Source organism: Turicibacter sp. H121 (assembly GCF_001543345.1).
Taxonomy (GTDB): domain Bacteria; phylum Bacillota_I; class Bacilli_A; order MOL361; family Turicibacteraceae; genus Turicibacter; species Turicibacter bilis.
In genome coordinates, this window is the sequence record NZ_CP013476.1 from 131259 (window position 1) to 146272 (window position 15014).

General features: G+C 34.2%; 14 protein-coding genes. 1 reads left to right on the forward strand and 13 read right to left on the reverse strand.

Translation table 11 applies throughout. The features are described 5' to 3' along the window. From AT726_RS00580 to murG, 10 genes are all read right to left on the reverse strand, one after another. On the reverse strand, window positions 1-660 hold the full coding sequence (locus AT726_RS00580; protein WP_055243179.1) for a YggS family pyridoxal phosphate-dependent enzyme: 660 nt from the start codon (window positions 658-660) through the stop codon (window positions 1-3). A 107-nt stretch (window positions 661-767) separates the two neighbouring features. Then, entirely contained in the window at window positions 768-1034 is a 267-nt protein-coding gene (locus AT726_RS00585) for a YlmC/YmxH family sporulation protein (RefSeq protein WP_055243180.1), read from the reverse strand. 129 nt (window positions 1035-1163) lie between these two features. Continuing rightward, on the reverse strand, window positions 1164-1943 hold the full coding sequence (sigG, locus tag AT726_RS00590; RefSeq protein ID WP_055275019.1) for an RNA polymerase sporulation sigma factor SigG: 780 nt from the start codon (window positions 1941-1943) through the stop codon (window positions 1164-1166). A gap of 106 nt (window positions 1944-2049) precedes the next feature. After that, window positions 2050-2760: an RNA polymerase sporulation sigma factor SigE gene (gene sigE, locus AT726_RS00595; RefSeq protein WP_055243182.1), complete on the reverse strand. Its 711-nt coding sequence runs from the start codon at window positions 2758-2760 to the stop codon at window positions 2050-2052. A 28-nt stretch (window positions 2761-2788) separates the two neighbouring features. Then, entirely contained in the window at window positions 2789-3562 is a 774-nt protein-coding gene (locus AT726_RS00600; protein ID WP_055275015.1) for a sigma-E processing peptidase SpoIIGA, read from the reverse strand. Window positions 3563-3854: 292 nt separating this feature from the next. Next, the gene (ftsZ, locus tag AT726_RS00605; RefSeq protein WP_055275014.1) at window positions 3855-5003 is read right to left on the reverse strand and encodes a cell division protein FtsZ; all 1149 of its coding nucleotides are present in this window, start codon (window positions 5001-5003) and stop codon (window positions 3855-3857) included. Window positions 5004-5030: 27 nt separating this feature from the next. Then, on the reverse strand, window positions 5031-6353 hold the full coding sequence (locus tag AT726_RS00610; protein ID WP_237297146.1) for a cell division protein FtsA: 1323 nt from the start codon (window positions 6351-6353) through the stop codon (window positions 5031-5033). 138 nt (window positions 6354-6491) lie between these two features. Further along, entirely contained in the window at window positions 6492-7319 is an 828-nt protein-coding gene (locus AT726_RS00615; RefSeq protein WP_068758803.1) for a cell division protein FtsQ/DivIB, read from the reverse strand. An 11-nt stretch (window positions 7320-7330) separates the two neighbouring features. Continuing rightward, window positions 7331-8239 (reverse strand): UDP-N-acetylmuramate dehydrogenase, encoded by a 909-nt coding sequence (gene murB / locus AT726_RS00620; RefSeq protein WP_068758804.1) that lies wholly within the window; start codon window positions 8237-8239, stop codon window positions 7331-7333. Between the two features lie 9 nt (window positions 8240-8248). Further along, window positions 8249-9343: an undecaprenyldiphospho-muramoylpentapeptide beta-N-acetylglucosaminyltransferase gene (gene murG / locus AT726_RS00625; protein WP_068758805.1), complete on the reverse strand. Its 1095-nt coding sequence runs from the start codon at window positions 9341-9343 to the stop codon at window positions 8249-8251. Window positions 9344-9590: 247 nt separating this feature from the next. On the opposite strand from murG, the gene spoVE reads away from it, so the two are divergent. Further along, complete coding sequence (spoVE, locus tag AT726_RS00630) at window positions 9591-10688, forward strand: stage V sporulation protein E (protein ID WP_055243189.1); 1098 nt, start codon at window positions 9591-9593, stop codon at window positions 10686-10688. A gap of 505 nt (window positions 10689-11193) precedes the next feature. Here the strand turns inward: spoVE and murD are convergent. From murD to AT726_RS00645, 3 genes are read right to left on the reverse strand one after another with little or no spacing between them, the layout of a single operon-like run. Beyond that, complete coding sequence (murD, locus tag AT726_RS00635) at window positions 11194-12549, reverse strand: UDP-N-acetylmuramoyl-L-alanine--D-glutamate ligase (RefSeq protein ID WP_055243190.1); 1356 nt, start codon at window positions 12547-12549, stop codon at window positions 11194-11196. Window positions 12550-12586: 37 nt separating this feature from the next. Next, complete coding sequence (gene mraY / locus AT726_RS00640; protein ID WP_055243191.1) at window positions 12587-13555, reverse strand: phospho-N-acetylmuramoyl-pentapeptide-transferase; 969 nt, start codon at window positions 13553-13555, stop codon at window positions 12587-12589. Window positions 13556-13557: 2 nt separating this feature from the next. Then, a complete protein-coding gene (locus AT726_RS00645; RefSeq protein ID WP_068758806.1) occupies window positions 13558-15009 on the reverse strand; it encodes a UDP-N-acetylmuramoyl-L-alanyl-D-glutamate--2,6-diaminopimelate ligase in 1452 nt (483 codons plus the stop codon). Window positions 15010-15014 lie beyond the last annotated feature (5 nt).

The following is a 15014-nucleotide window of genomic DNA, read 5'->3' on the forward strand; positions in this document are numbered from 1 at the left end:
CTAGTCTTGAAATAGAATGGACCCTAATCGTATATGGGTTGCTCCCTCTTCAATGGCAATCGTATAGTCATTACTCATTCCCATTGATAAATTTGAACACTCTACTCCTTCTAGATTTAACTGTGAAATACTGACCTGTAATTGCTTTAGCGATTTGAAGCAGTCGCGAACGATGGTCTCATCTTCCGTATTTGGAGCCATTGTCATAAGCCCAATCACTTTAATGATTGGATACTCTTTTAAAGCTTGTAAGAACGGAATCACTTCCTCAGAACGAAGACCATGTTTGCTCTTTTCTCCACTTACATTAACTTGAATAAAGCAAGGTAATGGCTGTTGTCGGTATTTCTGTATTTCTTTTGCAAGTGATAAACGATCGAGTGAATGAAGGCAAGCAATCTCATTAATCACGTCCTTCACTTTACGCGACTGTAAGGTCCCTATAAAGTGCCACTCAATAGGTAAAGATAATTGGCATTTCTTCTCTAACAAAGAATCCACACGATTCTCACCCATCATCGTAATTCCACTTTCAAAAAGTGCAATCATTTGCTCTGGATCAGCATATTTTGTTGCAGCAACAATGTTTACAGCTTGTGGATCAGTAGTAAATGATTGGATATTTTGTCGAACTGCATCGACGTTTTTTTGAATATTCATATTACACACCTATCAACTAATAATATTACTGCATGATACTATAAATTATACCATATTTCATATTGAATGGAAAATTTTTTTACGATGTATCTCGTAAATATGACAGCTTAATATTCATTTAATCGCTGAGCCACATTTACAATAATTACATCTTCCCCAATTTTCAAAATTTGATTCCATGGAACGACAACCGCTGATTCATCTTTTGAAAAAAAGCTAACAAACCTCATAGAAGGTTGTACTGTAATTGCAATAATTTGTCCTGAGTTTGTATCAATTCTTAAACTAGAAACAAATCCGATGCGCTCACCAGTCACCACATTAATTACATCTTTTTCTTCAATATCACTCAATGTCATAATTGAATCTTTCATCTTCTCCCCCGCCTTCTTATCTTTGTAATTTATTTTATGTATTTCTTTCAATAAATATGTAATATTCAAATTTACATTCAATTTTTATAGAAAAAGAATCAGCGCCAACAAACGCTGATTCTTTCATAATTAACTTTTCATCATTTCTTCCATAATTTGTAGAGCATTCTTTTCTAAACGTGACACTTGGGCTTGCGAAATTCCAATTTCAGCTGCAATCTCCATCTGCGTTTTTCCCATGAAATAGCGATCATGGATAATACGTTTTTCACGTTTACCAAGACGTTTAAACCCTTCTTCAAGCATCAATTTGACACTCCATTTTTCATCCGTAATACTGTCGTCTCTGATTTGATCAATCAAATGAATAGTATCTCCACCATCATTGTAAATAGGAGAGAAAATTGAAACAGGATCAGAAATCGCCTCAACAGATAAGACAACATCTATCGGCTCAACACCTATTGCCGCAGCAATCTCTTCATTCGTCGGATCACGCTGTAATTCAATGGATAGCTGGTCCTTCATCTGAAGCACTTTATAAGCGGTGTCTCTTAAGGAGCGAGAAACACGTAATGAGTTATTATCTCGTAAGTAGCGTCGAATTTCACCAATGATCATCGGAACAGCATACGTCGAAAACTTCACCTCATGTGATAAATCAAAATGGTCAATAGCTTTCATTAAACCTAAACACCCAACTTGGAAAAGATCATCTAGATTTTCTCCTCGGTGATTAAATTTTTTTATTATACTTAGAACTAATCTTAAATTACCTTTAATTAATGTCTCTCGGGCACTCATATCACCACTTTGAAATTTTTTGAATAATTCAACCATTTCTATATTTGTTAATACTTCTAATTTTGACGTGTCTACACCGACAATATCAACTTTATGTTTAGACATGATGGCCCCTCCTGTTGCATTACATTGTTTCTACAAAGAAGTATGAGCAACATCATGTCATATCATTCATGATTTACCAGTTTATTATTATCTTTTTTTCGACATTTTACTTTGTTTTTAGAACTTCTTTACGAATTTTATCGATGATTTTTTTCTCTAGTCGTGAAATATACGATTGGGAAATATCAAGTTTTTGTGCAACCTCTTTCTGCGTTAACGGATCCTCACCACAAAGTCCAAAACGCATATACATAATCTCTCGCTCACGACGTTTCAAACGGTTAATCGCATCAAACACAAGTTGTCGTTCAACATCCTCTTCAATATCTTTATAAACCTCATTCTCCTCTGTTCCTAAGATATCTGAAAGTAATAATTCATTTCCATCCCAGTCTACATTTAATGGTTCATCTAATGAAACTTCGTGTCGAATTCTGTTAGTCTTTCTAAGGTGCATTAAAATTTCATTTTCGATACATCGTGAAGCATACGTGGCTAATTTAATATTTTTATCCATCTTAAACGTTTGCACACCTTTAATGAGTCCAAGCGTTCCAATACTAATTAAATCTTCCAAATTAACACCAGAACTTTCAAATTTCTTTGCAATATAAACCACTAACCTTAAGTTGTGCTCAATGAGTGTTTGTCTTGCTCGTTCATCTCCAGCCTGAAAATTTGTTAAAATTCTGAATTCCTCATCTTTTGATAATGGTTCTGGTAACGTTTCATTTCCACGAATATAATTAACATATTTCTTCTTACGTTTAAAAACCCTTTCAAACCAATTGATAAAAAACATCATTAAAGACTGCATTCCACTTCCCCCTTAACTCCCTATCCTTTTATATACTTCTAACCATACTTGGCTGTAATAAAAAATCATACTCATAAAACTGATTTTCTACTACCCCTATCAGCACGTTTCGAACAACTTGGTCATTAATTAATAATAATGTTGGTTTAAACACTAGTAAGTGTTGCTGATCGTCATTAATCACAGAATAACTGGTAGACCAAGATGATATACGATGCTTCATTAAAAAATCTTCCATCGATTCTTTACAAAACATTTCTTTTGGAACCATCATGATAGGCAGCGCTGTTTTTTCATCTATTAGGTGATTTCCAGTATCCACAAAACCACTCCCCTTAATTTCAATCGGTCCGCAAAAAATACGCACATCATAAATAAATTGATTGATTAATTGTTGATCATTCAACCAGCGAACCTTTAATACATAGATTAAAGTAACAATAAATGCTAGAACAAGTAAAATTAAAATGTATGGAATGATTGTTAAATCAAATTTAATGAAATGACTAATAGTATAAATCGCTCCACTTAATATAAGACTTAAACAATAGAAATACAATACTTTAGTCATAAAACACTTGATGTTTTGTTTTGAAAATACAATGGCAAGCATCACAAATGGAACTAACCCTACTAAAGTCGTAAAATCCATCATAAATAACAATGTACTGAGAACTAGACTACTGATTAATCCTAAGCTTAAGCGAGAGAGCCTCATTTTTTCATCAGTTAAGATAGCAACACCATTTAAAATAAGGTAATCATATATCAAATTTTGAATGATGAATAAATCGATGTACATAAACCCCCTCCTTCTTCTAACGATGATTACCTCTACATTTTATCCGACCGAGAGTGTAAAATGTGTCAATTCTTTGTTGCTTATTCATTTTATTTAAGACGGATATTATCTTTTTTCGTAAAAACTTTTATTGTTCAAGGTATAAAAAGTATATCTAATATATAAAATAAATATATATTGATATCTTTTAATCTCACCTTGAGTAAACTATTCCACTTACTGAGCCACAGTGTCTCTTATTACAATTAACTCATCTTTATTAACAAATAAAAAAAGAGAGCTAAGCTCTCTCTTATTTATAACGGTTCATTAACCAGTTCGGAATCATTTCTACACTATCTCCACCAAATGGTTGACGTTTTGGTTGAGATGGTTTTGGTTGTTCAGCCGATGGTTGTGTTTCCTGCTCTGATTGAGGTGTTGATGTTTTCTTGTTACGATTATCACCAATTAACATTTCAACTGGCTTTGCTGTTGCATTTGTTTCGTCAAATCCAGTTGCGATGACTGTAACGATTAAATCTTCACCTAAATCAGGGTTAATTGTTGCCCCATAAATAATATTAATCTCAGTTGTTGATGCATCACGAATTGTACGTAACGCTTCATCAACTTCAAATAGGGCAATATCCATCCCACCAGAAATATTGATAATTGCATCCGTTGCTCCATCAATATCATTTTCAAGTAATGGACTTGCAATAGCTTTTTTAGCAGCTTCAGTTGCACGGTTTTCTCCCGTTCCAAGACCAATTCCCATGATTGCTGAACCTTTGTTATGCATAACCGTTTTAACGTCAGCAAAGTCAAGATTGATTAAACCTGGTACTGCGATAATTTCTGAAATTCCTTGAACCCCTTGACGCAATACGTTATCCGCTTCACGGAATGCTTCTAACATTGGTGTTGTACGATCAACGATTTGTAATAATCGATCATTAGGAACTGAAATTAATGTATCAACATTAGCCTTTAGTTCCGCGATTCCACGTAATGCGAAATCAGTACGACGTTTTCCTTCAAATGTGAATGGACGCGTGATAATCCCAACCGTTAACGCTCCACTTTCTTTTGCAGCTTTAGCAATAACAGGGGCAGCACCTGTACCAGTTCCACCACCCATACCACAAGTGATGAAGACCATGTCAGCTCCTTTTACTAATTCTTTAAGCTCACTTAAATTTTCTTCGGCAGCATGTTGACCTACTTCAGGATTTCCACCTGCACCTAAACCACGAGTTAAATCGCGTCCAATTTGGAATTTGCGATCAGCAATAGCAAGATTTAATGCCTGCGCATCTGTATTAACAACCACAAATTCTACACCTTGTACATCATTTTCAATCATTCGGTTGACAGCATTACTACCTCCACCACCAACACCAATTACAATAATTCTTGGGGCATACGTAAACTCATTTCCAAATCCGAAACCTTCCATCCCTGAAACCTCCTCTTACTTTTACTTCTATTCTACTTTTTCATCAAATATCATATCGAAAATACGGACTAATACACCACTGTTTTCTAACTTATGATCCATAAATGTTCTGTCATGCCCTTTTGTTTTAGGTGTCACCTCTGTTGGTACGGATTCAACCATACTCAAAGGTGAATCTGCTATGACATTCGCATATTGGTCAAAGTCAATTATATTACTTTTTTGTCCAGTCAACAACGACATTTCATGAATAAATGTTGCCATCCCAATTAATTTTACATATTTAGTACTTCTAGCTCCAAGCATTGAAGGAGTAAAGACAGTTACCTCTTGAGCAAAGATTGCTTTTGCTAACAAATTAAACCCTTCAATCTCACTTGCACCACCTGTAAATATGTACTGCATCTGGTCATGTTTATAACAATTTTCAATTAAATATTGTTTAACTACCTTCAAAATTGCTTCATAACGAGATGTAATAATATCTGTTAACATCTGACGTGTAACACAGACAAACTGACCATCTAAATCATCAGCATAAATAATCTCGGGAGCAGTTGATTCATGATAAATTCGACCAAAGTTTAACTTTAACATTTCTGCTGTCTGTTCATCTACTTTAAATGCATCACTTATGTGTTGTGTCACATCTTGGCCACCCGTTGATAAAGAGACAGAAGACACAACTTTACCTGAGTGAACCACTGTAATTGTTGTCATATCCTTCCCGATATTGACATGACAAGCTCCTTTTTTCAACTGTTCTGACGTAAGAGCGTACATCGTTTCTGCAACACTTCCCAAAACAATATCTGCAATTCTAAATCCTGCTAATTCAGCGATGTTAATTAAGTTGTAAACTAACGAGGCAGAGGCAGTGACTTTTTGTGCATGTAAGATCAATTGTTTTCCAATAATACCAAGAGGGTTTTGAATCGCATTTTTATCATCTACAACAAAAGCTCGCGGCACAATATTAATGGCTACTTGATCATGATATGTTGGCTGATTAATAATATCACGGAACAACTGTTTGATATTAGCATGACTAATTGGTTGATTAGGGTCAAGCTCCAACGAATTAGCCACATTATCAATGCGACATTCTACGCTAGGAACAGCTAATAAAACATTTTGAATGTCTTGCTTTAAATCTGCTTCAACATTAGCTTTTAATAGCTTTAATTTTTCAACGATTTGATTCACATTGACGACATTTCCATTTTCAATTCCAGTTGCTACAACGGATTGCTGCGATAATACATAGAGGCGCTCTTGCCTAATATTACACACCATCATTCTAGCTTCTGCACAACCTATTTCTAAGCAAGCATAAATATTATTTTTCACCTCAAACCACTCCACTAACATATGGGTCTATTACCACAATATCATAATTTATTTTACTATATTTTTATAACAAAGAAAAGAGTATTTACAAAATATCATCGGGATAATCACACATTATACACATTATTTATCCACAGTCTACTCTTCAGTTAATAAGCCATTATTTTCATCCCTTAATAGAACCTTTTCAGAGCTTGAATACGGCTCAAAATAGTCTCCTACATCTAAGTGATATGTTCCTTTTACGCCTTCATACAAACTTGAGACTTTGTCGACCATTGTCTGATAATACTTAAGCTTATTGACCATACTATAACTATTTACATTAATGGTATTCCCATCCTTTAGAAAGAGAGAAAAACGATTAATATCTCCATACATTGGTTCATAGTGAATTTCCTTAATTAAATTAATTAGAATAGGATCAAGTTTTGTCATTGATTGAATAAATAAACTTAAAATTGAATCCTTCAACGTTTCTTTAGTCAAACCGTAAATAACTGTACCTTGACAAGTTACATTTATCGCTTGATCATTATCAATTAACCTTCCATCACTTAAAACATAGCGAAAACCACCATCAAGCTCAACACATCCGATAATATCTTTTTCTTTCACTTCAATGTTCAACTGATTTATCCCTGTTTTCTTCACGGTTACATCGGTAATCAGTGGATGTTTTAAAATATCAGTCGCAATTTTTTCCGTGTCTAACTCAAGAAAATAATCTTGATACGTTAGACCCGTCAGATGAATTAACTCTGAACGTGAAACATAGTGTAATCCTTCAAAATAAATCACCGATAGTTTACTCAATGATGATGTAAAATAAAAGATACTCCCAACAATAAGTATAATAAAGAGACTAAAAAAGAAGCTTTTAACCTTCTTCTTTAGTCTTTTTTTAGGTTTATTCTTTGATTTTTGACGATATTGCTCTATTGAAACAACTTTTTTTACTGTCATTCTCCCCTCACCTACCAGTTAAACATTTCAACCTCTGGGTGTAATTCAATTCCATGCTTTTCTAAAACAACCGATTGAACATGTTGAATTAGTTCATAAATATCTTGTGCTGTTGCATCTCCAACATTAACAATAAAATTACAATGCTTCTTTGAAACTTCAGCCCCCCCAATACGAACACCACGTAAGCCTGAGTCTTCAATTAATTTCCACGAATAATGAGGTAGCGGATTACGGAATGTACTACCAGCTGAAGGCATATTCGTAGGTTGCGATTCAATACGACGAACTTTTCGAACTTTCATTAACTCAGCAATCTCTTCATAATTTCCTGGTTCAAGTTCTAACACAGCCTCAACAACTGTCCAATTCTTTTTATCTTGGAGAATAGAAGTACGATAAGCAAATTCTAATTCTTCATTAGATAACCAAATTAACTGTCCTTCTCCATCAATTACTAGCGCTTTTATTAAAATATCTTTAATCTCTTTATTATAAGCACCTGCATTCATGTAAATAGCGCCACCAACTGAACCCGGAACACCTGAAATAAATTCTAATCCTGATAAATTATTTTTTGCCACACGATTAGCAAGTAAGATGGTTGATACCCCTGCTCCAACAGTCACTATATTCTCATTGATTTCAATATGATCTAATCCTTTATCACACTTCACAATGATTCCTTTGAATAACTGATCCGATGGAAGTAAATTCGAACCTCTTCCAATTACTTTATATTTTAGATTGAGTTCACGAATTAATGTTAATGTTTGAACAAGAGATTCTTTTGAATTTGGCGTTACAAAAATACGAGCAGGCCCTCCCACACGAAACGTCGTATGCTTTGCAAGTGGCTCATTTTCTAATAAAAGTCCTAAATTGTTTTTTGTATACTCTTCTATAAAACTTTTAAACATTACAAACACCTACTTTTTCTCAATAATTTCATTCATCAATGTTATCAGACGTTGTGCTGCATCTGGAATTCCAAGTTGCTTTGAGGTGTTTTGCATATTTAGACGTAATTGATCGTCGCTCATAATCCTATCTATTTCGTTATATAATCGATCCCCGGTTAACTCTTTCTCAAGTAACAAGACGCCTCCACCATGATCTGTTAAGCTTCGTGCATTATACTCTTGATGATTCGCAGTAACATATGGAGATGGAATTAAAATACATGGAACGCCTAAAGCTGTGACTTCCGCTAAGAAAGTTGCACCTGAACGGCCGACAAATAAATCCATATTAACTAAGTATTGAGGCATATTATTAATAAATGGTAAAATATGTACATTTTGCAATTCTTCTACATTCTCAATACGACTTTTAATGGCTTCATAATGTTTGTTCCCCGTTACAAAAACAACTTCATAATCTGCTTTTTCATACTCTTTAATCATTGAAATAAAAGCATCGTTAATTGGCTCTGCACCACGACTACCCCCACTAATCATGACTGTCTTTTTATGGGGATTTAATCCTAAAGCACTTTTTCCAACCTTTAATGTCGATACAACTTCAGTAGCTCTTGGATTTCCTGTTAAAACGACTTTATTCTGAGGGAAATACGAACGTGCTTCCTCAAAACAAATGGCTACCTTATCAACATAGCGTGCTAAGAATTTATTCGTCACACCAGGCAAACTATTTTGTTCATGAATAATCGTTGGAATTTTTAATTTAGCGGCACTGTACACAACAGGCCCACAGACATAGCCACCGGTACCGACGACAACATCTGGTTTAAACTCTTTAATATATTTTTTTGAAACCGAAACTGATTTAAAAAACTTCATAATCGTCTTAAAATTCTCTAATGATAATGAGCGTTTAAATCCTGCTATTTCAATATGTTTAAATGGTAACCCTTCATGAGTTACAATTTCATTTTCTAATCCTTTTTCAGTTCCTATGTATAAAACTTCTAACTGGTCATCTACTTGTTGCAATGTTCGAACGACTGCAAGTGCTGGGTAAATATGACCACCTGTCCCACCACCAGTGACAAGGACGCGCATATTCTCACTCCTTATTAGACTGAATCGTCTTTTTTATCATTTTATATTTTAACACACTTTAAACAAAATCCGTTAGCTTAATTTAAAATTCATCTAAATAATGTCTGATTTTATATTTTTTTATACAATATATTGTTATTTATGGAAATAGATACATTTATTTTTATGTTTTTTTTGATTTTATTTCAAATCAATCCAGCTTCTAACATATACATTACTATATATTTTAAACCAAAGGGGAATTCCAATGAAAAATAAATTACCTTCAATTGATTTACTAACCCTACTACTCGCTTTAAGTATTAGTACCATCGGTTTAATTTTTGTTCTCTCCTCTTCATATATTTGGGCAGAGTATAAATTTGACGATGCCTTCTACTTTTTCAAACGGCAATTATTATTTGCCGCCATTGGAGTTGTAGGTATGATTGCCATTTCACGAATTGATTATCAAATTTACAAAAAGTATGCCACACCCTTTTTCTTTACTAGTTTAGTTCTATTAATACTTGTTCTCGTTCCAGGAATAGGACTTGTCCGTGGAGGTGCACGAAGTTGGATTGGAATTGGAGCCTTTTCTTTACAACCATCAGAGTTCATGAAACTTGGATTAATTATCTTCTTAGCAAAATATATGAGTAACTATGTTGAAGAAGCAAAGACATTTAAAAAAGGCGTTGTCCCGCTTCTTTTCTTTATTCTACTTGTGTTTGGAATTATTATGTTACAACCCGATTTTGGAAGTGGGATGGTCATTGTTGCTACAGGATTTGTTATGCTATTTATCTGTGGTGTGCCAATCCGTTACTTCATGTATTTTATTTTAACTGGTGTTGCTGGAATTGTCGCTCTTATTATCTCTGCACCTTATCGTCTTGAACGAATTACAGCTTATCTTGATCCATGGAGTGATCCAAGAGGATCAGGATTTCAAATTATTCAATCACTTTATGCTATCGCTCCAGGGGGACTATTCGGAATAGGACTTGGAAATAGTGTTCAAAAACACTTCTTTTTACCTGAGCCACAAACCGATTTCATCTTTGCAGTTGTTTCAGAAGAATTAGGATTTATAGGCTCAGTTGGTATTCTTATTCTATTTATTTTATTTTTTGCAAGATGTGCCTATATTATCCTTAAAACAGATGACCTTTTTGCAAAATATATCGTCGTTGGAATTATGTCCATGCTAATGATTCAAGTCATGATAAATATTGGAGTTGTCATTGGACTTCTTCCTGTTACCGGAATCACGTTACCGCTAATGAGTTATGGAGGTTCATCTCTAACAATTACTTTATTATCAATTGGAATCATCTTGAATATTAGTCGTTACATGAAGTAATTCATTGGCTCTACTCCTTTAAATACGTATAGTTCTAACCACTAATAGTGTATTCAACACTCTGTAAAATGTCCTTACTTAGTAAAAAGCTTTCTAAAAACTCCTATCAATCCCAATTGATAGGAGTTTAATTTTATTATCAAATAACTTCCAATCCCCCCTATATACAGAAATATTTTCTACATTTACTCTAGCAACCTAAATAGTTAATATTTCTACCATTCAAAACACCCTATTGTCCAAATACAGGTTTTTAGGATATCAAAAAACTTATCTAGGGTTGTATATAAGGTGACAAGGTTTTACCCTAATTTGAACATGAATCTTCACATAGAGACCATTTTGATATAAGTTATGCGCTTTTTTTGTTATAGATCGCCTGAGTAAAAACTACGAATGATATGGGCCATAGATATAAATCAAGATTTTAAATCCTCCTTAGCATAAACATAATCATAAAAAAAAGAAGAGCTTAGTTTAAGCTCTTCTTTTTTAGCCAGACACTTTATTTATTCTTTAATTGTTCAACTAACTCAATAAAGTGATCCCCACGTGTTTCAAAATTAGGATATTGATCCCAACTTGCACAAGCGGGTGAAAGTAAAACATGATCACCTGCCGTGGCAAGTTTAGCTGATTCCTTTACTGCTTCGTCTAATGTCTCTACTACGATACATGGCATCTGGTGCTCATCAGCTAATGCTTTGAATCGATGTTTCGTCTCTCCAAATGTCACAATAGCTTTGATCTTAGAGAAATAAGGGAGCAATCCACTTAAGTCATGCTGACGATCTAATCCACCCGCTAATAGAATGATAGAATCTTCAAACGCCTTCAACGCTGTTTGAGTTGCGATTACATTGGTTGCTTTAGAGTTATTATAGTATTTAACACCATTCACTTCATCAACATATTGAAGTCGATGTTTCACTCCTACGAATCGCTTTAACACACGCTTAATGGCTTCTGTGTCACAACCATATAATTTACTGACAGCAACAGCACCTAAGACATCTTGAAGATTATGGTCACCTTTTAACAAAATAGATTCAATATCAATAATCTTTTCATCCTTAAAGTAGACATCTCCTTCAGATAAATACGCACCATCGACCACACTTGTTAAAGAAAATGGAACACAAGTGGCTTTTGTACGTGATAATCCATTGACAATAACCTCATCTTCTGCATTATAAACACAAAACTGATCAGCCGTTTGATTTGCAATTAAATTCAACTTTGCTTGGCGATACTCATCAATATCTGTATGATAATCTAAATGCGCTTCTGTAATATTCAATAGCAGTGAAATTTGCGGCGTAAATGAATCAATCCCCATTAATTGAAAAGATGATAATTCAGTTACTAATACTTGTTCTTTAGACGCTTGCTGTGCAACTAAAGACGCTACTTCTCCGATATTACCAGCAATTAATGGTTTTAATTGATCTTCTTCTAACATTTCATAAATTAACGTCGTTGTCGTTGTCTTCCCATTTGTCGCTGTAATTCCGATAAATGGTGCCTCACTAACATCATAAGCCAACTGCACTTCAGTTAAAATTGGAATCTTACGCTTGATGGCTTCCATTAATAACGGAACTTTACGATATGGAATTCCTGGATTTTTCACAATTAAATCAAATCCTTGATCTAACAGTTCTAATGGATGCCCGCCTGTCACGACTTCGAATCCTTCTGCCATCATTTCAACCGCATCTGGATTGTCTTCTAATGAATTACGATCATTAATTACTACATTCGCTTTTAATTCACGTAAAAGTCGCGCAGCTGCTTTTCCACTCTTAGCCAATCCAATGACTAATACTTTTTTATTTTCGTATTTAATCGTCTTTTTCATAAGAATCTTCCCTTTAATAAAAGTTTATTCTATCTTCTTAAATGGCAATGAGTAAGCCAATTACTCCACAAATTAATGCGATAGCCCATAAGAAGGTCACGACTTTCCACTCACTCCATCCACATAATTCAAAGTGGTGATGGATTGGGGCCATTTTAAAAATACGTTTTTGTGTACGTTTATAATAAGCAACTTGGATGATGACAGATAAAGTTTCAATCACGTAAACTAATCCAACGATGACTAATAGTAACTCTTGTTTTAAGAGAATTGAAACAGCTGCAATGGCTGCCCCTAACGCAAGTGATCCCGTATCACCCATAAATACCTTAGCAGGATTTAAGTTGAAAACTAAGAATCCAAATAATGCGCCTACAACTGCAAAACAGAATAAAGCAATTCCAACTTGTTGTTGAGCGATGGCAATCATTCCAAATGTACCAAAAGTAATGACACTCACTCCACCACATAATCCATCTAATCCATCTGTTAAATTAACTGCATTTGAGAATCCAACCATCCAAAATAAAATGAATAATCCATAAACCCAATATAAATTAATATTAAATAAATTAAAGAAAGATAACTCTGTTGAATAACCGCTCTTTAAAAATAGATAGAAAAAGACTGCTGCTAATACAAGTTGAGCTAATAATTTTTGCTTTGGTTTAAGTCCTTCGTTATTTTTTCGAACAACGATAATAAAATCATCAACAAAACCAATCGCACCAAATCCGACAAGAGTTAAAAGTAGCATCATTAACTCATTACTCATTGTCGCATACTTCGTAAAGAAAACTGTTACTAATAAAATAACAACAATCGAGGTGATGAAAATAATACCTCCCATAGTTGGTGTTCCCGATTTTTTTCGATGAGATTGCGGACCTTCTTCACGAATCGCTTGACCAAATTTTAAACGATGTAAAAAAGGTATGAAGAATGGTCCGATAATCGTTGCGATAAAAAATGAGAAAATTAATACAAATAAAGTTGATTTTAACATTTTTATATACCCCTTTTTCTAATCACTTCTTCAACGACTATTTTATCATTAAAAGGAACAATTTTACCATTAATATTTTGGGTTTTTTCATGTCCCTTCCCTAAAACAACAACTAAATCATTCGGCTTTGCTTTTTTTATCGCAGCTTCAATAGCCTTTGCTCGATCCACAATCACTGTATAATTGACACTACTTGTTCCAGATAATAAGTCATAAATAATACTCAGTGGATCTTCATTTCGTGGATTATCACTCGTAAAGAACACATGATCAGATAAACGTGTTGCATGTTTTCCCATAATCTTTCGTTTCGCTTTATCACGATTCCCACCTGCCCCTAAAACCGTAATAATCTGTCCTGTCGCAATGACATTTAAGCAGGTCAAAACTTGGAAAATAGCATCCGGATTATGAGCATAATCAATTACGACTGTCACACCATTCTCGGTTTTTAAATATTCAAATCGTCCTTCTATTGAAGAAACATTTTCAATAAACGAAACGATTTTTAATGGATCATATCCGAGAGAATAAAAATAGGCAAGCACCGATAAAACATTGTAAACATTATATTTACCAAACAAAGGAATAGTCATTCGCTTCATGAATTCTCCCTTCACATAAAGCGAAAACTCGGTACGCTCTAACGTATAAACAATATCTTTGGCAAATAAATCTGCCTGAGGTTTGCAGCCATAGGTTAGAATACGTCCATTTGTTGCCCCGATGAAATAATTGGCATGTTCATCATCACAGTTTATAATGGCGACTTTATCTTCTTGATAATCACTCAATTGAATAAATGGTCTCATTTTGGTAAAAAGATAATCTTCAAATGTCTTATGATAATCTAAATGCTCTGGGGTAATATTGGTGAAAATCAAGCGATCGAATTGAATTTGATCGACTCGATTTTCTTTAATCCCATGGGATGAAACTTCCATGACAAGATAGGGTAAATTATGTTTCACGCCCTCTTTTAATAAATCATTCAAATCTAAACTCATCGGTGTCGTATGTGTCGCTTTCTTCTTTTGTCCAACCCAAGAACCATTCGTTCCAATTAAACCACTATCCACCCCTAAACATTCAAACACATGTTGAATCAAGTAGGTAATTGTCGTCTTTCCATTCGTTCCAATCACACCAACTAAATTAATATCTTTTGATGGTGTTTCATAATACTCATTTGACACGACAGCCAAAGCTTTTTTAGTATTGAACACTTGAAAGTAGGGAATATCAAATGTTAAATCTTCTTCTCCAACAATGGCAATCGCCCCCTTTTCAATGGCTTTTTCAATATATTCATGTCCATCTTGATCTTGACCTTTAATCGCAAAAAAGACGCCCCCAGGTTCGATTTCACGAGAATCATAAGCTAAGTTAGAAATAACTTGGTTTTCGCCTATAAATCTAATTCCTAACAAATCACTCATTTGTACTAAATTCATACTAT

Coding starts and splice junctions, on each gene's coding strand:
- AT726_RS00580 (WP_055243179.1), bottom strand. CDS start 660: ATGAATATTCAAAAAAACGTCGATGCAGTTCGACAAAATATCCAATCA.
- AT726_RS00585 (WP_055243180.1), bottom strand. CDS start 1,034: ATGAAAGATTCAATTATGACATTGAGTGATATTGAAGAAAAAGATGTA.
- sigG (WP_055275019.1), bottom strand. CDS start 1,943: ATGTCTAAACATAAAGTTGATATTGTCGGTGTAGACACGTCAAAATTA.
- sigE (WP_055243182.1), bottom strand. CDS start 2,760: ATGCAGTCTTTAATGATGTTTTTTATCAATTGGTTTGAAAGGGTTTTT.
- AT726_RS00600 (WP_055275015.1), bottom strand. CDS start 3,562: ATGTACATCGATTTATTCATCATTCAAAATTTGATATATGATTACCTT.
- ftsZ (WP_055275014.1), bottom strand. CDS start 5,003: ATGGAAGGTTTCGGATTTGGAAATGAGTTTACGTATGCCCCAAGAATT.
- AT726_RS00615 (WP_068758803.1), bottom strand. CDS start 7,319: ATGACAGTAAAAAAAGTTGTTTCAATAGAGCAATATCGTCAAAAATCA.
- murB (WP_068758804.1), bottom strand. CDS start 8,239: ATGTTTAAAAGTTTTATAGAAGAGTATACAAAAAACAATTTAGGACTT.
- murG (WP_068758805.1), bottom strand. CDS start 9,343: ATGCGCGTCCTTGTCACTGGTGGTGGGACAGGTGGTCATATTTACCCA.
- spoVE (WP_055243189.1), top strand. CDS start 9,591: ATGAAAAATAAATTACCTTCAATTGATTTACTAACCCTACTACTCGCT.
- murD (WP_055243190.1), bottom strand. CDS start 12,549: ATGAAAAAGACGATTAAATACGAAAATAAAAAAGTATTAGTCATTGGA.
- mraY (WP_055243191.1), bottom strand. CDS start 13,555: ATGTTAAAATCAACTTTATTTGTATTAATTTTCTCATTTTTTATCGCA.
- AT726_RS00645 (WP_068758806.1), bottom strand. CDS start 15,009: ATGAATTTAGTACAAATGAGTGATTTGTTAGGAATTAGATTTATAGGC.